We start from the raw sequence: 18,514 nt of genomic DNA, 5'->3' as shown, positions 1-18,514 counted from the left end.
CCGCACATAGCGGAAACCCGCATGGGCTGGTGTTCTCCGAGGCGTCGTCCAAGCCGGAATTGGTCGCTGCTGGATAAACGCTATTAGTGTTCATCCCACTTCCTCAAAAAAGTCCCACAAATTAATTTGATAGCCTACACTTGCGCGCAAGTACGGGTCGCCGCCTGCCACAAACAGTCCGGCGGACGTACTGGCCAAGTGCATGAACGATGCAACCGGCGTGGTCGTCCACGGGACTGAGCGACACGTGTTGGGGAAGCGGGGGCACAGGGCGATTACGTTGTTTTTGGGACCGAAACTGGAGACTTACATGAACATCAAGATTCAAAAGCTGTTGCCGATCAGCGCTGCGGCGATGCTGTTCGCAACGTTGGCAACAACGGCCGCGGCCGATACGGTAGTCAAGATCGGTCACGTTGCACCGCTGACTGGCGGTATCGCTCACCTGGGGAAAGACAACGAAAACGGCGCACGCCTGGCAGTTGAGGAAATCAACGCGAAAGGCCTGACGATCGGCGGCCAGAAAGTCACGCTGCAACTCGACGCGCAAGACGACGCGGCCGACCCGCGTACCGCTACGCAAGTCGCGCAGAAGCTGGTCGACGATAAAGTCGTCGCAGTGGTCGGCCACCTGAACTCGGGTACGTCGATTCCGGCTTCGAAGATCTATAGCGACGCAGGCATCGTGCAGATCTCGCCGTCGGCAACGAACCCGGCCTACACGCAACAAGGTTTCAAGACGACGTACCGCGTCGTCGCGACCGATGCGCAGCAAGGTCCGGCACTGGCGAATTACGCAGCCAAGGGTCTGAAAGTGAAGAGCGTCGCGATCGTCGACGACTCGACCGCTTATGGCCAGGGTCTCGCGAACGAATTCGAAAAGACGGCAAAGTCGCTGGGCCTGAACGTGATGTCGCATGACGCGACGAACGACAAGGCTGTCGACTTCCGCGCGATTCTGACGAAGATCAAGGGCGAAAACCCGGACGCGATCATGTACGGCGGCATGGACGCCACCGGCGGCCCGTTCGCAAAGCAAGCCAAGCAACTTGGCCTGCGCGCGAAGGTGCTGGCAGGCGACGGCGTCTGTACCGACAAGCTGTCCGATCTGGCCGGCGACGCAACCGACAACATCGTCTGCTCGGAAGCCGGTATGGCGCTCGAGAAGATGGCTGGCGGCGCGGCGTTCCTCGCCAAGTATCAGAAGCGTTTCGGTCAGCCGATCCAGATTTACGCTCCGTTCACGTATGACGCTGTGTACATCATCGTCGACGCTATGAAGCGCGCTAACTCGACCGATCCGGCGAAGATCCTGGCAGCCATGCCGGCGACCGACTACAAGGGTGTGATCGGTGAAACGACATTCGACTCGAAGGGTGACCTTCAGCACGGCGTGATCTCGCTGTACAACTACAAGTCGGGCAAGAAGACGCTGCTTGACGTAGTGAAGATGTAAAACCGCATGTGTGCGGACAGCGTCGCGCTGTCCGCGAATCGCATGGTTAAAAAGGCACGCGTACCTTGGGTCGCGTGCCTTTTCTTTTGAGCGTTGCAGTGCAGTGTGTTCTGGTGTGCTCGCGCAATCGTTGCGGACGTGCGGACCGATCGGGTCCGTGTATGGTGAGTCGGATTGCATGGGTCGCGGACGAATTCCTACACATCATGGACCGTGATGTGCGGACGAAGTTGCCCGGCAGGCCGCGGTGGCTTGCCGCTAGATCTTCAATCGCCGCAACACCTTCGGACCGGCGATCGCAATCAACGCACAGCACAGGGCGACCAAGGAGAGTCCGATCGACAGATTGGTCACCTGCGCCACCGCGCCGATGATCACCGGCCCGAACAACATCCCGAAGTACGCGAGCCCCGCGACGTGCGCAAGGCCCTCGGCCGCGTGAATGCCCTTCACGCTTGCCGCCGCCGCGAACAGCACTGGCATCATGTTGGCGAGGCCGAGGCCCATCAGCGTGAAGCCGATGAGCGCCGTGACTGGATTCGGCAGCAGAAGCGCGCCGATCATTCCCGCCAGTGCAAGCGTTGCGCTCGCCATTACCAGCTGCGGCGCGCCGAAGCGGGCGCGCACGGCATCGCCGGCGAAACGCGCAGCGGCCATGCCGCCGGAAAACGCCGCATAGGCGGCGCTGGCGAGAGCCGGCGTAGCGAGGACGACGTCGCGCATATAGACAGTCGCCCAGTCATACATCGCACCTTCCGCGATCAGCGCGACGAGAGCTACGGTGCCGAGCGCCCACAACGCCGGCGAGCGCCAGCGGTTGGCGCGCGGCGTTGCGGAGTCTGGGTGTTCATCATGCGGCACGTGCGGCAGCACGGCCGGGCACGCGGCGATCAACACGAGCGCGCTAACCGCGCCGGCCAACGCAAGATGCACGGCCGGCGCCATACCATGCGCGAGCAGCGCGCCGCCGGCCGCCGCGCCAGCCATCCCGCCGACGCTGAACATGCCGTGCAACGACGACATAATCGGTTTCGCCAGCGCTTTCTCGACGGCGCTCGCTTCGGCGTTCATCGCGACATCGAGCGTGGCCATGCCCGCGCCGAAGATGGCCAGCACGATCAGCAAGAGCCAGTAAAACGGGACCACGAGAATCAACGAGGCGCAGGCCGCCATCACGAGGCCGCCGGTCAGGCAGGCGCGGCGCGTGCCGACGCGTGCAATCCACGAAGCATTGGCCGCCATCGCGCCGATCGAGCCGCCAGCGACGGCCAGCAGCGCAAGGGACAGCAGCGCCGGGCTAAGGTGGAAGCGGTCGCGCACGGTCGGCACGTGCACGCCCCACGACCCGTACACCATCCCTGCGATGAAGAACACCGCCATCGTGGCGATGCGGGCTCGCTGACGAGCGGTGTCGGACAGGTCCCGGTGAGCGGCGGGGATGGCGGCGAAGTCGGAAGAACGATCGGACACGGAAGTCTCGTGAGGAAGGTGCGAAAGAAAGCGCACTGAAAGCGAATTTCCGATTCTAACGAAGCGCGCTGTCTTATGCTTGAAGGCGTGGAATCGCACCTCGGAGACGGGGTGCGCGGAGCTTGTTTTGTTCCGGCAATCTCCGCCGATCAGAATTCATTCACAAGGAGGGCGCAGTTGAACATTCCCGCTCACGCTCCATTGCACCTGCTGCACAGCACCGCCGTCGGCACGCTCGCCACGCACGCGCGTCAGCCGGAAGGCTTTCCGTATCCGTCCGTGCTGCCCTTTGCGCCCGACCCGCTGCATCGGCCGACCATTCTGGTGAGCCGGCTCGCCGAGCATACGCATAATTTGCACGCGGATCCGCGCGCCGGGTTTCTGGTTGTCGATGCGCCCGACGGCGACGTGCTGAATGGTCAGCGCGTCACGTTGCTGGGCACCTTCGAACCGGTCGATCCCACGCCGGAACTGGTCGCGCGTTATTTGCGCTATCAGCCGGACGCCGAGCGCTATCTGGCGCTCGGCGACTTCACGTTCTGGACGATGAAGCTGGACCGCCTGCGATATATCGGTGGCTTCGGTGCAATGGGATGGCTCGACGGCGACGAGCTAGATCCTCTGCCTGCGCTCGACTCCGGTGAAGAAGAGGCGCTCATTGCTAAGTTCGCCGACGCGGCTTCAAAATCCGGCGGATATCAGCTCATTGGCGTGGATCGGTATGGCGCCGATCTGAGGCTGAACGGCGCGCGCAAACGTCTTGCCTTCGATAGTGCCAAGCCGGACATGGAAAGCTTGCACGCCACGCTAGGAGATTGCATCTGGAGCCAAACCAATTAGGCGTTTATTGCCGATTGGGGAAAACCTTATCGCGGAAGCCCATGGCGAAAGCGCGGTTGCAATATGTTACGACGTTTCATGTGAAACCTCTCATGAAATGAAATGTTGGCTTCCCAAGTCTGTCTTAATTTTCATGCGCTGATAATTAATCCCATATTTACCGATCCAAACTCCGATCTTTCCGCAAATGGCGGAAGCAGCCAAATGAAAGGCAACGCGTGACAGCGCCGCTCAACGAAGTTTTCGAAACACGCTCGTATTAGTTTTACGCCGACGCATTTGTAGTCTTTCTATTTTGTGTTAATCTCGCGTTCAAATTCCGAGGCATGAACATCTTCAAAGGGCAAGCCGGCTTGAGACTGGCAGTCATTAATCCAAACCACAAGGGAACCTATGTCTTCCTACAAGGAACTACTCGCGCAGCGAGAGAAGCTGGAAAAGCAGATCGAAGAAGCGAAGTCGCGCGAATACGCGGAAGTGCTGAACGAAATCAAACAGAAAATGGCCGACTACGGCATTTCCCTAAACGAGCTGGGCGGCGGCCGTGCTCCCAAAGGCGCCAAGGCCGCTCGTCCGCGTGCGGGCGTCGCGCCGAAATACCGCGATCCGGAAAGCGGCAGCACGTGGTCGGGGCGCGGCAAACCGCCGCGGTGGATTGCCGGCTTGGATCGCGAGAAGTTTCTGATTCAAAAGTAATTCGCGTGGGAATTTTCTCAGGCGCTGTAATGCCTCTCGCATTAAAGGTAATATGAATGCTGGCCTCAGTCGCGTGAGCGCGCTCACGTCACCTTGAAGGCCGCGTACCGTTTCGGACGCGGCTTTTTCATTGCGGCACCCATCTCGCGGGAGCCTTCGCATCGGACGTTCGGTGTAACTCGAATGCGAATGCTTTTCGTTTTCATAACCACCTGATTTAAAAGATGTTTTGCAAATTCGCGCGCTCGTTTTCGAGACGTGGCGGGTAGAATAGAGGAATCGAACTTCTGCTTCTTCTTCCCAGATGCCTTCCGCTGCCATCGAGTCCGCCGAGAAACACCGCGTTGCGCGCAAAAGTACGTTTGTCAGTATTGCGCTGAATACGGTATTGATGGCGCTGCAAATCATCATCGGCGTGTTTGCGCACTCGCAGGCACTGGTGGCCGACGGCATCCATTCGCTTGCCGATCTGATTTCCGATCTTGTCGTGCTGTTTGCCAATCGGCACAGCGGCGCGAAGCCGGACGCCGATCACAATTACGGACATAGCCGTTACGAGACGGTCGCTTCGTTATTTCTAGGCGCGCTGCTGATCGCGGTCGGCTTCGGCATGTTGTGGCGTGCCGGCACGCGCCTCGCCGATCTCCACAGCATCCCGGCTGTCCATTTGAGCGCGCTCGTTGTGGCCGTGCTCGTGCTGATTTCGAAAGAGAGCCTGTTCCGCTATATGCTGCGCGAAGCGCAACGCGTGCGTTCAGCCATGCTGATTGCGAACGCGTGGCATGCGCGTTCGGACGCGGCGTCGTCACTGGTGGTCGCGCTCGGTATTCTCGGCAGTCTTGCGGGCGTGCGGCTGCTCGATCCGATCGCCGCCGCGATTGTCGGTTTCATGGTGGCGCGCATGGGCTGGATGTTCGGATGGGACGCGCTGCAGGATCTGTCCGACCGCGCGCTCGACGAAGCCGCCACCGCCGACATGCGTGCGCTGCTGCTGTCGACGCCTGGCGTGCGCGACGTTCATGAAATGCGCACGAGAAAGATGGGTGACTTCGCGCTCGTCGACGCGCACATTCTGGTCGATCCGCTGATTTCAGTGTCGGAGGGGCACTACATTGCGGAAACGGCGCGCTTACGCGTGCTGAGCGACAACCGGGTGCTCGACGCGCTGATCCACGTCGACCCGGAGAACGATGCGGTGGCTCATCCACCCGTTGGTCTGCCTCTTCGTGAGCGGGTCGTCGCGGAAGTCAACGCTGCATTGGCGGCAGGCGGCGTGAAGGCCGCGGCGGTGAACATCCATTATCTGAGTACAGGACTCGACGTCGAAGTCGTACTGCCGGCACAGTCGTCGCAGGTTCCGGACAACGACGCGCAAGGGCTCGCGCGCATCGATTTCGCCGCGCTGAAGCGCCGCCTGGGTGCCCGTAAGCTCGATGTCTTGCGCGAACTGAATGCGACCTCGGCGCCATCCCGCGCTGCAGACGATCCGCGCAAGGCCACGGCCCCGCACAGCGCCACCTGATTGCGCACAGCGGCGCGCGCGCCGGTTCTGCGCGTGACGGCAACCGGCGATCAACGGATCACAGCGGCAATTGCGTATCGAATTTGATTTCGCGCAGCACGACGCTTGTGCGGACCTGAGCGACGGCCGGAATCTTGAAGATGCGTTCGTGCAGAAAAGTGTCGTACGCCTTGATGTCGGGCGCGACGATTTTCAGGATGTAGTCCGACTCGCCGGTCGTGCTGTAGCACTCGGTGACTTCCGGGCAGGTGGTGATTTCCCGTTCGAACTGTTCGACGCCGCCTTCCGTGTGACGGGTGAGATGGATGTGCGCGAGCGCGCACACGTGCAGCCCCAGCTTCTCGCGATCCAGCAACGCCGTGTAGCGCTGGATCACTCCCGATTGCTCCATGTCCTTGATGCGCCGCCAGCAAGGCGTGCTCGAGAGGCCTACCTGATCGGAAATTTCCTGCACCGAACGGCGTGCGTCCAACTGCAGAAGGCGCAGAATTTTTTGAGAGAACGTATCGAGTGTCAACTGCGCCTCCGTTTGCGTCGCCATATCACCGCATGGTAGAGGGCGCGAAAACGAAACGCAATCAAAAACGCCTCAGGCGAGGGAGATTACCTAATTTGCCGGTTCCTCAGCGGGATTTTGTCCTGAGTCGTCCCTTTCCTGGCTTGCGGCGAGGCCGGCCGCCTGCATGGTGCGCAAATCCTTCAGCATGTTGCAAAAAAGCGCGCCCTGTTCGATCGCGTCGTCCAGCGCGACATGCGTATGCGGATGCTCGTCGAACCAGTGTTTCGGGAAGCGCGGCTTGATGTTCTTGCGATACGGCAGGCCGGTCATCGCGAAGGCGAGCGTCTTGATGTCGAGCGCGGACCACGAGAACGGGCAGCGGCCGACGAAGCGCATCATGTACCAGAACATATGGGTGAAGTCGAAGCCGGCCGGCATCGCGACGAACACGGGCTTGCCGGGCAGCGCCTCGACCCAGTCGACGTAAGCCGCCAACGCCGTCTCAGGACGCTGCAGGTCTTTGCGGCAAGCCGCCCACGCTTCGGGCTGCGTCTTCCACCACGCTTCCTGCACGGGATGCGGCGCCGCGCCGTCGAGCAATTCCAGATTCGCGGAAAAAGTGGCGATGAGCTGCTTGTCTTCCGTGTAAGCGGCCGAGGCGAAGCTGAGCATCGAATGCGGGCCAGGAATCGGGCCGTCCGCTTCCACGTCGGTGCTCACGTAGATTTCGCTACTCATGCCTCGACTCCGTCGGCAACGTACGGATTGCTGAGCCGCTCGGCACCGAACGTCGAAGTGGGGCCGTGGCCGGGCACGAACGTGACGTCGTCGCCGAGAGGCCAGAGCTTTTCGCGAATCGAACGCACCAGATCCGCGTGGTTGCCGCGCGGAAAATCCGTGCGGCCGATCGAGCCGGCGAACAGCACGTCGCCGACGAGCGCGAGCCGATGCGCGCGACTGAAGAACACCAGGTGGCCCGGCGTGTGCCCCGGACAGTGATAGACCTCGAGCGTTTCGTCGCCGAATTGCACGGTGTCGCCATTCTGCAGCCAGCGGTCCGGTTCAAACGCTTCAGCTGCCGGAAAGCCGAAGCGCGTGCTTTGATCTGGCAGCTTGTCGAGCCAGAAGCGTTCGTCCGGATGCGGGCCTTCGATCGGCACGCCATAGTGCGTGGCGAGCGTCTTTGCGCCGGCGCAGTGGTCGATATGGCCGTGCGTCAGTAGCACTTTTTCGACGCTCACGTTCTGGCGCGCGATCTCGCCTTGAATGATGTCCAGATCGCCGCCCGGATCGACGACGGCCGCACGTCCAGTCGCCTGGCAAACGAGCAGGGAACTGTTCTGCTGAAACGGCGTGACGGGGATCAAGGTGACTTTCATGGGTGACGGCGCCGCGGGGAAAACGTTGATTGTACCGGCGTCTTAGCCGCGTGCGCCGAGGCTCGCTGCAGATGGCCAAGCGCTTGAGCCACGGCGTTTCGTCTGGCGATTTTTGCAGCAAAGGTGAAGATTCATCAAGGTTTTCAGTCGCTTAGCAACCCAGAATTCTGTTTTAGGTATAATGGACCCCATGCACGAGGAATCGTGCTGCCACAAGGCGATGCGTCCCCATCAAAAATGGGAGCGCGGATCGCCACTCAAGTATGGGCTGTCGCACTTTTGGACGGCCATCAGGTATCGATGCATTCGATGCACACGTCTTGCCCAGCCAGGCGCCGCGCGCCTGCTACGACTTTAACGGTCGTGACGCTGGGTGGGGCCTACGCCGCCGTTCCTGCGCCCTGATCTTCGCGCGCAAGAACGTGTTTGCCACGTTCGATGGCGGCATGTGGGGTCTGGTCAGGCTGCCGGGGACAGGTTGCGCCAGACGTGAAAATTAACCGTGCGGTAGCGGCTGAATGAGCCGCATCCGGGCTTCGACGTACTGCGCTCGTCTGCGCGGCGCGCTGTCGTCCATTGCCGCCGGAGTCGCAGGCAACACGCTCAACTTACGCGTGATGCGGCTCGACAATGTGATTGCACGTCTATGAAAACTCGGTTATCCCGTGGTCTGGGGACTCTTTTTGCCTTTTTTGTGCTGGCCGGCTGCGCCACACCGCCGGGCGCCGACAGCAATGTCGCAAGCGCTGTGCCGCTTCGCACGAAGAATGCGCAGGCAGGCTCCTTCGGACCGCAAGCCTACGGCAGCGCACCGGCCTCCGACGCCGCCGCCAAGGGCCCCTCGCTGGCCGATGCAAAGCCGCTCTCGGATGACGGTTCTGGCGTCTCGGACTTCCATCAGATCGGTCGCGCCTCTTGGTACGGCCGGGGCTTTCATGGCCGCCGCACCGCCAACGGCGAACGTTACGACATGCACGCGTTGACCGCGGCGCATCGGACGCTGCCGCTCGGCTCGTATGTGCGCGTGACGAACCCCGCGACTTCTCGCTCGGTCGTCGTGCGAATCAACGACCGCGGCCCGTACGCGCGTGGCCGCGTGATCGACCTGTCCATGGCCGCTGCGAATGTGCTTGACATGCGTCACGCCGGCACGGCGCGCGTCAAGATTGAAGGTTTGACGCAGGAAGAAGCGCGCGCTGCCCGTGACGAAACGCTGGCGTCCAACTCGGGATCGACCGCTCAGAGGTAATGAATTGGCGGCGCGTGTAGCGTCGTTCGGCATGGTGGAATGTCATGCCTTGTCCGCCGGAAAAATGAAGGGCCGCTCATCTGCATGGGCGGCCCTTTTGCTTTTGCGCGGCTCTATGCACCGGGTCACCGCTTCCCTTCACTCCTCTTCTTTTTTGAGCGCCAGCGCACGCGTGTACAGCGCGTTGCGCGACGCGCCCGTAATCGTGGCCGCGATCCTCGCCGCGCTGCTCACCGTCAACTCTTCCAGCAGGATTTCGAGCAGCGCGTCGTGATCGTGGTCGCCGGCCGTTTCCTGCTGCGCGCCTTCCACCACCAGCACGAATTCACCGCGTTGCCGGTTGGGATCGGCGGCGAGCCACGTTGGCCCTTCGGCCAGGGTGCCGCAATGCAAGGCTTCGTGTAACTTCGTCAATTCGCGCGCGATCAGCAGCTTGCGCTCGCCGCCCAACGCATCGGCCAGCGCCTGCACGGTTTCGACGATCCGGTGCGGCGCTTCATAGAACACCAATGCGTGCGGATGCTTCGCGAGCGTTTGCAGCGCGGCGGCGCGGGCTTTTGCTTTCGGCGGAAGAAAGCCGATGAACGAGAAGGTCGCGACCCAATCGCCGGCCGCGCTCAACGCGGTCGCGAGCGCGCTCGCGCCGGGTAGCGGGACGACGGCAAAGCCCGCTTCGCGCACGGCATCGACGAGCTTCGCGCCGGGGTCCGAGATACCGGGCGTGCCTGCGTCCGACACATAGGCCACGCGCTCGCCCGCCTGCAGATGTTCGACGATGCGTTGCGCGGCGGCTCGCTCATTGTGTTGATGAACCGCAATGAGCGGCTTCGAGATGCCATAGCGCGCGAGCAACTGGCCGGTGTTGCGCGTGTCTTCCGCGGCGATACGATCCACGAGTCCGAGAACATGCAACGCGCGCAGCGTGATGTCGGCAACGTTGCCGATCGGCGTGGCCACCACATACAGCGCGGCGGCGGGGTACTGCTGTCCTTGCGCGAGTTCAGAGAGAGGAGTCATGAGGCAGAAATCGCAAACGGACGGAATGAGGCCGTCATTGTGCCACGCAGCGCCATGCGGTCCGGTCGACGCGCGAAGCGCGAATTCGCCTCGTGCGAGATCCAAGCTGGGAGGCGCCACCTTCGACAACTTTTCTGGGCAAGCCGGGTCCAAACTCGTCGGCGCGGCTTTCGAGGCGCGCGCGCAGGAGTTTTTGCAGCGCCAGCGTTTGCGGTTCGTCGCGCGCAATGTGTCGTGCCGCGGCGGCGAGATCGATCTCGTCATGCGCGAGCGCGACGGCGCGCTGGTATTCGTCGAAGTTCGTGCGCGCGCCCAATGCAACTACGGCGGAGCGGCGGCGAGCATTGGGTGGCAAAAGCGGCAGCGAATCGTGCGCGCCGCGCAGCACTATCTCGCGACCCAGCGTTCGCATTCGCGCGAACAGCCCGCTTGTCGGTTTGACGTGATCGCGTTCGAAGCAGGGCGGCTCGTCTGGTTACGCGATGCTTTCCGTGCCGACGAAGTCTGACGCAATGCGCGGAGAACGCGTGTGAGTGCGATAAACTTGCGCTCGCATGCGGGTTACCGGGCTACGGGGCGAGCGTCGATGAAGACAGAACGCCCGAAAGCGCATTTTGTGAGGTGTTCGCGCTCACGCACGGCATTGCCCTTTGAGTGGCACGGCTCGCAGCACGACTTCATTAACATGACTTCACAACACGGCCGCACACTGCGGCCCACTCGCGGTAAAAGATAGAGACTCGATGTCAGTCGAACGCATTCAACAACACTTCCGCGACAGCGCGGCAGTCAAACTCGAAGCTCTGGAAACCTTGTCGATGCCGATTGCCGCAGCGATCGACACGATGTTCGCCGCGCTTGCCAACGGCAATCGTATTCTGGCGTGCGGCAATGGCGGCTCGGCGGCGGACGCGCAGCATTTCGCTGCCGAACTGATGGGCCGCTTCGAACGCGAGCGGCCAGGCTTGCCCGCGATTGCGCTCAGCACCGACACGTCTGTGCTCACCGCGATCGCCAACGATTATTCGTTCGAGCAGATTTTCGCCAAGCAGGTGTTGGCGCTGGGCCAGCCCGGCGACGTGCTGCTCGCGATCAGCACGTCGGGCAATTCGGCGAATGTGGTTGCCGCAATCGAGGCCGCGCACGAGCGCGAAATGATCGTCGTTGCGCTGAGCGGAAAGGGCGGCGGACGCATGCAGGAAGTATTGAGCGATACCGACATCCACGTGTGCGTGCCGTCCGATCGCACTGCGCGTATCCAGGAAGTGCATTTGCTGACCATCCATTGTCTGTGCGACGGCATCGATGCCATGTTGCTGGGCGAAGACTGAGACCGATCCGAAGGAGAGCTAGTTGATGAGCGCATTACGCGTCAAGAAGACACTGGTGAGAACCGTGCTGGTGGTTGGTTTTGCGGCGGGGTTGTCCGCGACGTTGCAGGGTTGCTTTCTCGCCGTTGCCGGCGCGGCGGGCGGTAGCGCGTTGATGGCGACCGACCGACGCACACTCGGCGCGCAGACGGAAGACCGCGAGATCCAGGTGAAGGCGCTCGCGCAGATTAGCCAGAATCTGCCGGATTCGGCGCACGTCAACGTGACGGTGTTCAACCGCCGCGTGCTGCTGACCGGCGAAGTCGCGGGGAATGCGTCGAAGCAGCGCGCGGAGAGCATCGTGCGTGGCTTGAACAACGTGAATACGATCGTCAACGAACTGGCGATCATGCCGGCGAGCTCGTTCTCGTCGCGCACGAATGACACTTACCTCGAGACGCGCGTCAAAACCGCGCTGATCGCCGAGAAGAACATTTCGGCGAACGATTTCAAGGTCGTGGCAGAGCGCGGTTCGGTGTACCTGATGGGTCTCGTCACGATGGACGAAGGGAATCGCGGCGCGGACGTCGCGAGCCGTGTGCCGGGTGTGACGCAGGTCGTGAAGGTGTTCCAGTATATCCAGCCGCAAGAAGCCGCGGCGGCGGCCGCTGCGGCGGCGACGGCGCCGGTTGCCGCTTCGCAGCCGGATGCAGGTGCGGCGACGGTGGGCGCGATTCCGGATTCGTCGGTGAGCGCGCGGCCGCTCGAACAACAGTCGCCAGCGCCGGTCACGAACTCGAACGCGGTGCATCCGGGCAACCCGAAGGCGACGCAATGAAGCGTGGGGTTGCCGGTGTTGTTATCGCTCTGATGTTGGGGGCGTCGGCGGCCTGGTTTGCATCGATGGCATATGCCGCCGATGCGCCTCGTGGCCGGATAATCGCCAACGCGAATGCCTGCATGGGGTGTCATGCGGTTGACCGCAAGCTGGTGGGTCCATCGTTTCAGCAGATCGCCGCCAGGTATAAGGGCGACGCTCAAGCGTCGGTGAAGTTGTCGCGCAAGGTGAAGGACGGCGGCGCTGGTGTGTGGGGCATGATTCCAATGCCCGCGCATCAATCGATGAGCGATGCGGATATTCGCGCGGTGGTCGATTGGGTGCTTGCTGGGGCGCCGTCGAAGTGAGGTTTTGCCGGGCAGTGTGGCTTGGCAAAACGGAAAATGCTTGTGCTAGAATTATTTGCACGTTGGGGGGGTAGCTCAGCTGGGAGAGCGTCGCGTTCGCAATGCGAAGGTCGAGGGTTCGATCCCCTTCCTCTCCACCAATTCTTTATGCGACGAAATTCGCAGACGTCCGGAAAATTCCGAAAAACCCCGTAAGATCAACGCTTGCGGGGTTTTTTATTGCCGGTAACGTCCCGGCATATCCGTTGACATCCGGGCGTAAAGAGGGATAACTTTCGGGGCAACTGTCCAAACAGTCTCTCCAGTATTCCCCAAATGGCGTTGACCGAGCCCACCATCAGGAAAGCGATGCCTGCCGACAAGCCCCGAAAGCTCTTCGACGGCGGCGGCTTGTATTTGCTCGTCTCCCCGAACCGAGGGAAATACTGGCGACTCAAATACAGGTTCGGCGGCAAGGAGAAAACTCTGCCGTTCGGCGTCTATTCCAGCGTGACGTTGGCTGATGCGCGGAATTTCCGGGATGAAGCCCGAGCGCAACTTGCCGCAGGAGTCGACCCCGGAGATTTACGAAAGGAGAGGCGTGCCACCCGACGACACGAAGCCGTTCGCTTAAAAGCGGAAATGCGCTTTTCCGTGGGCAGTGACGGCGCACTGTCGATCCGACTTGGCGCAGGCAGCGTGCATCTGAATCCATCGGAGACGGCCCAGCTTCGCGCCTTTCTGGACGAAACGCGCGCCGTGCTTCTCAAGGAGTAGCAAGCATGGCACTGACTGACGTAGGAGTTCGTAGCGCGAAGCCGACCGGCAAGCTCTATCGTTTGTTCGATGAGCGGGGAATGTATCTTGAGGTTTCCGCTACTGGAGGCAAGTGGTGGCGCTTTAAATACCGTTTCCAGGGCAAAGAGAAGCGGTTATCGCTCGGGGTCTATCCGGACATCGGGCTCAAGGACGCGCGCGAGCAACGAGATGAGATGCGCAAACTTCTCGCGAAGGGCGTCGATCCCGGTGAGCACAAAAAGGCAAAAAAGGCGGCAACGCTCGAGCGGGCCACCAACTCGTTCGAAGTAGTCGCTCGCGAGTGGTTTGCCCGCCAGTCGCCGGGCTGGGCTCAAAGTCACGCAGATAAGGTCGTCCAGCGTCTGGAAAAGGACATCTTCCCGTGGCTCGGCGGCCGACCCATCGAGGAAGTAGGAGCTCCCGAGCTGTTGACGGTCATTCGGCGAATCGAAGAACGTGGGGCGAAAGACACGGCGCATCGAGCGATGCAGAACTGCGGACAGGTGTTCCGCTACGCTGTGGCCACAGGGCGAGCAGAACGTGATCCTTCTGCCGACTTGAGAGGCGCTCTCCCTCCCGTTAGACGCGAGAACTTCGCATCCATCACGGAGCCAGCGAAGGTCGCAGAGCTTCTTCGCGCGATCGATGGCTTTCGCGGTACGTTTGTAGTGAAGAGCGCATTGCTGTTGGCTCCTCTCATATTTGTGCGCCCCGGTGAATTGCGCAAGGCTCAGTGGTCGGGTTTTGATCTCGAAAAGGCTGAATGGCGTTATCTCGTGACCAAGACGAAAACGGAGCATCTCGTACCGCTAGCCGTACAGGCCGTGGAGATTCTAAGAGAGCTGCATGCGCTCACCGGGCACGGGACCTATGTATTCCCTGGGCGAGACCCGAAGAAGCCGATGAGCGAGGCAGCCGTCAATGCTGCTTTGCGGCGAATGGGTTATGACACAAAAACTGAGATCACGGGGCACGGATTCCGGGCGATGGCTCGCACAATCTTGCACGAGGAACTGCATTTCCGGCCTGAGGTGATCGAGCATCAGCTTGCACACAAGGTTCCAGACTCCCTCGGTTCCGCCTACAACCGCACTAAATTCCTGAAAGACAGACGCGTTATGATGCAGCGATGGGCAGACTATCTCGTAGCGCTCAAGGCCGGAGGGCAAGTCACGTCGATTGATAAGTGCACGTAGATGTTGACGGGGTAGCAAAGCGCAGTGGGAACGAGTGGACTGCTTCGACTCCGCTGTGCGGGGGGCGAGCGTGGTTTCCTCGGAGTTCGGGCATCCGCGTATTAGGAAGTGACACTGCTCGGATATTTGCTTCCGCGAATTACGATGGCGCGACACGCCTAAGGTCGGATTGATAGCGATGAGCCGGGTTGGATTGCCTCCGACCCGGCATGCAGGCATTTTAGTCACCGCGCAGAACGAAACCCGTCCAGCCGTTGAACGTGCTGCGGCGAACATGGCGGCCACCAAGCGTTACGAGCCTCGCATTGAATTTCGGCATCGGTAACGGAGTGCGGTTGCTACTCCGGGTGTAAGTCACATAATTACGGTACACGTCGTTGGCTCCCTGAATTGCAGCGCCATCGCGTTTAGTGCAGCAATGACGGAACCAGGTCCGCACCGTATCGGAGCGCTCGCGAAGCTTACTGGTCGCCTCGTGCACCTTCTCGCAGTCGCCGAGACCGTCTTTGTGATACATGCGTGCGCCCTCGATTAGCCAGTTCAGAATACCCGGCAGTTCGGCTGCGAGCTTTGCATCAAGATCGTTGTCGCGCTCGCTTCCCGTAAAGCTACGCATCAGCGGAATGACGCGCAAGCGACGCCACATTGCAGCGTTGTCGTACGCGATCTCCGGATCGGAATTTAACGACAGCCAGAGCTTACCTACCGGCGTAAACGTCTCCTGTTCGCCGAAGTTGCTGCGAGCCGTGAGAGCGTCGCTGCCGCTGATTTGCTTGATGAAGGCGTCGTCGAAGCGCTTCTTGCCGTCAAACTCCGTACAGGCATACAACCGTGAACCCTTCAGCGTCATGACAGCCGGGCTCGGTGCGTTCGGATTGCTTGCATACGCACTTTGCAGGAGATTCGGCGCTACAGTTTTCGCGTAGTCGCCGAGTGCCTTGATAATGGTGCGCAACAATACGCCCTTGCCGTTCGCTCCAGGCCCCAAAATCACGAAAAATACCTGCTCTTTCGTGTGGCCGAATGCGCTATACCCCAGTGCGCGCTGAATGATATCGGCGAACGGGGCATCTTCCTCCGTGATGCTGGCGATGAATTTGCGGAACTCGGGACACTTTGCCGCAGGATCGTGGCTGGTGCCGCACTGGAGTGTGACGAAGTCTTCCGCCCGGCCAAGGCGATGCGTGCCGCTGGCCAGTTCCACGACGCCATTTTGTACGCCGAGCAGTTCGGGATTGCTGTCGAACTTTGATGTAGCAATTTCGATTGCCTCGTCAATCGATGCCTGGCGCAAGATGTTGCCTAGGCTGGATGTCGTCATATGCCGCTGCACAATTTTCAGCAAGTCATTGCGTGCGTCCGGATTGCAAGAACTGACGGTCTCAACGATGGCCTCAACCATTGCTTTGCAACGCCGCATTGCTAGATGAGGCGCTTTCTTCCAGATGTCGTCCCACACCCACCATGCTGAGGCGGTGTGATCGTACGCAATCTCGTTCTTGTAAGTTGCGACGAACAGCTTCGCGAAGTCAGATTCGGTCGTCGGGGTTTCGGCCTTCTTGGTCGATGCGTAGGTTGCCGCCAGGTGGAACAGCGTTCCTTTCGTGATGCCGCGGTTAGGCCTGAAGCCGCGCCACGCGCGATCCTGATCCTTCTGGTCGAATACGTCGTGCGCCTTCCGTGACCACTGGTCCCAGAGGTCCTTGCCGACACAGCCCGGATAGATCGAGTGCAGTGCCATACCAACACGCAGCCAGACCATACGTTCATCTGCCGGAATTTTCGCCAGTGCGTCGTTGATGTCCGCAAGATCGACCGGCACAGGAGCCGCAGGCGAAGCCGGACGGGGTAGCGCGGCCTTCTGCTTAGGCTTGATGCCGAACGCGCGAACAAACGCTTTGAATTCGATCGGCTTTGCATCATCGCCTGTCTTGATTGACACGATGCGTACGCGGTGCTGCTGACCGTTCTTCCGGTTAATGGTGCCAGCGAGGCGCATGGTGCGCGTCACGTCGCATACGTTGGGGTCGCCGCCAAATTTCGCGGCCAAAATCTTCTGTATTGCACGGTATGCCTTGGCGGGGCAGCCCGCGATCAGCCAGAGCACGTGGAAGTGGCCAGGCGACGTCTCGGTCACCAGATGCGGCTGGATGACAAAGTTCTTAATGTCTTCGAGCGTGACGCCGCCGTCGCAATCCAGAAAGAAGCCGTTGATGCGATCCAGGTTGTCGCTAGAGCGTTTGCCGTTGCGGAACGTATTGATCGCAATACCCACCGCACCACCAGAACGAACATGTTGATCGATTTCTCGACCATGTTGTTTTAAGGTGCCGGAAAGCGCGCGTGCTGTTGCGCTAGTGCCTTTTTCCGCGAAGAGTTGAAATATCGCGGGAGCTTGATCGTGCAACAGTCGTTTATGCGCACTTGCATCTTCCCTGATAACATTCATATTTAGGTATCCTTTGTACAAGCGATAGCACCTCTCCCTTCGACAAAAAAACAGGAAGGGCTTGGGAAGAAGTGGAGGATATTTCGATATTGATCGAAGGAAAGCTATGCTTTTTTCTGATCAGAAATAGAAAAACGGTTCCACTGCTTCCACTACCGGGAGGGGCGCGGTTTGGGGTAGGAGGTGAGACGGGACCGCGGTTAGGCGTTCACCTCGTTCGCGTCACGCAGCGCGATGCACGACGCGATGTACTGATCGACTTCCTCCTCAACCCATGCGGAAGCGCGGCCACCGGTGGGTTTGACGGGCTGCGGGAAGCGGCCTTCCGCGATGAGCTGGTACATGACGGTGTTCGACAGGCTCGTGCGGTCGAGTACCTGCTTGCGCTTCAGTAAGCGGCGGTAAGTGCGATTGCCGTGGGGCTGATCGTTCGAGGTCGGTAGGGACTGCGGGTACGCCATGACATTCTCCTTTTGGACATTCCGCTACGGCAGCGGACTGGTAAGGATTATTGGCGTCGCCGAGATTGTTGAAAATCGGATTTAGTTGTAGGCGTTAGCTCAGTATCGAAGTTAACTCGCGCTGCTAACCCCGATCCTTTACATGCGTGACGACGCTTCACTTCACTGTCGGAACCTTGTTGCCGATTGCCGCAAGCGAAAGGTATCCTTCTTGAGCCATGTCCAACGCGCTCTTCATTGCGTCAACGAATTTTTTCTCGGATGTATCGGGACCCCAGACAAGGTTTGCGTGATGGGCGTGCGTAGCTTCAATTGCGAGGGCGTCGAGGATTCTCAGCTGCAGGAGAACCTGCGCCCTCTTGCGATTGCGTCCCGCCTTCTCCGATATGCCCTTGGCTTTGCGAAATTTGCTAAGTTGCCTTTCCAGGACTGCTGCTGCGGCGTCAATTTGCCCTTTTAGAATCAGATCGTCTTGGACGGCTAACCCTAGATCAAAGCGGATTGCGATCTGGCCGGGTCGGATATTGACGGGCTGAAACCAACTTTTGTCATCAGAACGCTTAGGTCTGATCGGCACAACAGCCTTTGAGCGGAACATTGGAGGGGGAGAAGTTCCGTCATCGGATTCGTAAGGGTCGTTATAGTGTTTGAAGCGAGCAAGGTGGAATTTTTTTGCGATGGCGCGCCGTTGGCGGGGCGTCGCATCATGTGCTAGGGCGTCACATGCTTCCCTGAATTTTACGTTGCGGCATAAAAATTCCCAGGCCCATCGCTTATTGTTCCACTCCGCGTGCCCGTCATACCGACGCTCATCAAGTGGAGGAGGTGGAGGGGATTTTCTTATTTGACGTGCTGCCAAGGCCTGGCTCCAAGGTTGTTAGTGGAAAACACCGGAGTCTTTAACGGATTTATCCTGCGACTAATATGCAATAGACGCGGCCCGCCTGCCGGGAGCTGACGGTGAATGCCATTGTAAATTGTTGCAGGTTCAAGTGTGGATACCCCTGA

At 60.2% G+C, this 18,514-nt stretch carries 19 protein-coding genes and 1 tRNA gene; 12 read left to right on the top strand and 8 right to left on the bottom strand.

All coding sequences use genetic code 11. From position 1 onward, the window contains the following. Window positions 1-310: 310 nt before the first annotated feature. Window positions 311-1,456, top strand: coding sequence for a branched-chain amino acid ABC transporter substrate-binding protein (locus tag C0Z16_RS11115; protein ID WP_102632191.1), 1,146 nt, complete (start codon window positions 311-313; stop codon window positions 1,454-1,456). A 258-nt stretch (window positions 1,457-1,714) separates the two neighbouring features. Here the strand turns inward: C0Z16_RS11115 and C0Z16_RS11110 are convergent, their stop codons facing one another. Next, window positions 1,715-2,926: an MFS transporter gene (locus C0Z16_RS11110; protein WP_102632190.1), complete on the bottom strand. Its 1,212-nt coding sequence runs from the start codon at window positions 2,924-2,926 to the stop codon at window positions 1,715-1,717. Window positions 2,927-3,103: 177 nt separating this feature from the next. Here C0Z16_RS11110 and C0Z16_RS11105 point away from each other — a divergent pair, with 177 nt between their 5' ends. The 3 genes from C0Z16_RS11105 (at window position 3,104) to C0Z16_RS11095 (ending at window position 5,984) form a co-directional block, all read left to right on the top strand. Continuing rightward, window positions 3,104-3,766 (top strand): HugZ family pyridoxamine 5'-phosphate oxidase, encoded by a 663-nt coding sequence (locus C0Z16_RS11105; RefSeq protein ID WP_102632189.1) that lies wholly within the window; start codon window positions 3,104-3,106, stop codon window positions 3,764-3,766. A gap of 393 nt (window positions 3,767-4,159) precedes the next feature. Beyond that, entirely contained in the window at window positions 4,160-4,462 is a 303-nt protein-coding gene (locus C0Z16_RS11100) for an H-NS histone family protein (protein ID WP_102632188.1), read from the top strand. A gap of 304 nt (window positions 4,463-4,766) precedes the next feature. Beyond that, window positions 4,767-5,984, top strand: a complete 1,218-nt coding sequence (locus C0Z16_RS11095) for a cation diffusion facilitator family transporter (protein WP_102632187.1) — start codon at window positions 4,767-4,769, stop codon at window positions 5,982-5,984. A gap of 58 nt (window positions 5,985-6,042) precedes the next feature. Here the strand turns inward: C0Z16_RS11095 and C0Z16_RS11090 are convergent, their stop codons facing one another. The 3 genes from C0Z16_RS11090 to C0Z16_RS11080 all read right to left on the bottom strand — a co-directional run bounded on the left by C0Z16_RS11090 (window position 6,043) and on the right by C0Z16_RS11080 (window position 7,862). Further along, the gene (locus tag C0Z16_RS11090) at window positions 6,043-6,501 is read right to left on the bottom strand and encodes an Lrp/AsnC family transcriptional regulator (protein WP_011486528.1); all 459 of its coding nucleotides are present in this window, start codon (window positions 6,499-6,501) and stop codon (window positions 6,043-6,045) included. A 90-nt stretch (window positions 6,502-6,591) separates the two neighbouring features. After that, on the bottom strand, window positions 6,592-7,221 hold the full coding sequence (locus tag C0Z16_RS11085) for a 3'-5' exonuclease family protein (RefSeq protein WP_102632186.1): 630 nt from the start codon (window positions 7,219-7,221) through the stop codon (window positions 6,592-6,594). After that, window positions 7,218-7,862, bottom strand: a complete 645-nt coding sequence (locus C0Z16_RS11080) for an MBL fold metallo-hydrolase (protein WP_102632185.1) — start codon at window positions 7,860-7,862, stop codon at window positions 7,218-7,220. Before C0Z16_RS11080 ends, C0Z16_RS11085 begins: the two co-directional genes overlap by 4 nt. 646 nt (window positions 7,863-8,508) lie before the next feature. Here C0Z16_RS11080 and C0Z16_RS11070 point away from each other — a divergent pair. Continuing rightward, window positions 8,509-9,111, top strand: coding sequence for a septal ring lytic transglycosylase RlpA family protein (locus C0Z16_RS11070; protein ID WP_102632183.1), 603 nt, complete (start codon window positions 8,509-8,511; stop codon window positions 9,109-9,111). 138 nt (window positions 9,112-9,249) lie between these two features. Here the strand turns inward: C0Z16_RS11070 and rsmI are convergent, their stop codons facing one another. Then, window positions 9,250-10,128, bottom strand: a complete 879-nt coding sequence (gene rsmI / locus C0Z16_RS11065) for a 16S rRNA (cytidine(1402)-2'-O)-methyltransferase (RefSeq protein WP_102632182.1) — start codon at window positions 10,126-10,128, stop codon at window positions 9,250-9,252. Between rsmI and C0Z16_RS11060 the strand changes: the two genes are divergently transcribed. The 7 genes from C0Z16_RS11060 to C0Z16_RS11030 all read left to right on the top strand — a co-directional run bounded on the left by C0Z16_RS11060 (window position 10,127) and on the right by C0Z16_RS11030 (window position 14,596). Continuing rightward, window positions 10,127-10,636, top strand: coding sequence for a YraN family protein (locus C0Z16_RS11060; protein ID WP_167403509.1), 510 nt, complete (start codon window positions 10,127-10,129; stop codon window positions 10,634-10,636). The genes rsmI and C0Z16_RS11060 overlap by 2 nt on opposite strands. Before the next feature lie 235 nt (window positions 10,637-10,871). Continuing rightward, a complete protein-coding gene (locus C0Z16_RS11055) occupies window positions 10,872-11,459 on the top strand; it encodes a phosphoheptose isomerase (RefSeq protein ID WP_102632181.1) in 588 nt (195 codons plus the stop codon). A 25-nt stretch (window positions 11,460-11,484) separates the two neighbouring features. Next, window positions 11,485-12,276, top strand: coding sequence for a BON domain-containing protein (locus C0Z16_RS11050; RefSeq protein ID WP_102632180.1), 792 nt, complete (start codon window positions 11,485-11,487; stop codon window positions 12,274-12,276). Further along, a complete protein-coding gene (locus C0Z16_RS11045; protein ID WP_102632179.1) occupies window positions 12,273-12,623 on the top strand; it encodes a c-type cytochrome in 351 nt (116 codons plus the stop codon). The genes C0Z16_RS11050 and C0Z16_RS11045 overlap by 4 nt, the downstream gene beginning before the upstream one ends. A gap of 64 nt (window positions 12,624-12,687) precedes the next feature. Next, a tRNA-Ala gene (locus C0Z16_RS11040) sits at window positions 12,688-12,763 on the top strand. A 175-nt stretch (window positions 12,764-12,938) separates the two neighbouring features. After that, complete coding sequence (locus C0Z16_RS39460) at window positions 12,939-13,379, top strand: Arm DNA-binding domain-containing protein (protein ID WP_102632178.1); 441 nt, start codon at window positions 12,939-12,941, stop codon at window positions 13,377-13,379. 5 nt (window positions 13,380-13,384) lie between these two features. Continuing rightward, window positions 13,385-14,596, top strand: coding sequence for a tyrosine-type recombinase/integrase (locus tag C0Z16_RS11030; protein ID WP_102632177.1), 1,212 nt, complete (start codon window positions 13,385-13,387; stop codon window positions 14,594-14,596). A 220-nt stretch (window positions 14,597-14,816) separates the two neighbouring features. Here C0Z16_RS11030 and C0Z16_RS11025 read toward each other — a convergent pair whose 3' ends face one another. From C0Z16_RS11025 to C0Z16_RS37385, 3 genes are all read right to left on the bottom strand, one after another. After that, the gene (locus C0Z16_RS11025; RefSeq protein WP_102632176.1) at window positions 14,817-17,045 is read right to left on the bottom strand and encodes a phage/plasmid primase, P4 family; all 2,229 of its coding nucleotides are present in this window, start codon (window positions 17,043-17,045) and stop codon (window positions 14,817-14,819) included. A 200-nt stretch (window positions 17,046-17,245) separates the two neighbouring features. Continuing rightward, window positions 17,246-17,506 (bottom strand): helix-turn-helix transcriptional regulator, encoded by a 261-nt coding sequence (locus C0Z16_RS11020; RefSeq protein WP_102632175.1) that lies wholly within the window; start codon window positions 17,504-17,506, stop codon window positions 17,246-17,248. 157 nt (window positions 17,507-17,663) lie between these two features. Beyond that, window positions 17,664-18,365, bottom strand: coding sequence for a hypothetical protein (locus C0Z16_RS37385; RefSeq protein ID WP_146014303.1), 702 nt, complete (start codon window positions 18,363-18,365; stop codon window positions 17,664-17,666). Window positions 18,366-18,514: the final 149 nt, after the last annotated feature.

The organism is Paraburkholderia rhynchosiae, assembly GCF_002879865.1.
Classification (GTDB): Bacteria; Pseudomonadota; Gammaproteobacteria; order Burkholderiales; family Burkholderiaceae; genus Paraburkholderia; species Paraburkholderia rhynchosiae.
The sequence above is the reverse complement of the archived record's forward strand: the minus strand, read 5'-3'. Positions and strand labels throughout refer to the sequence as shown.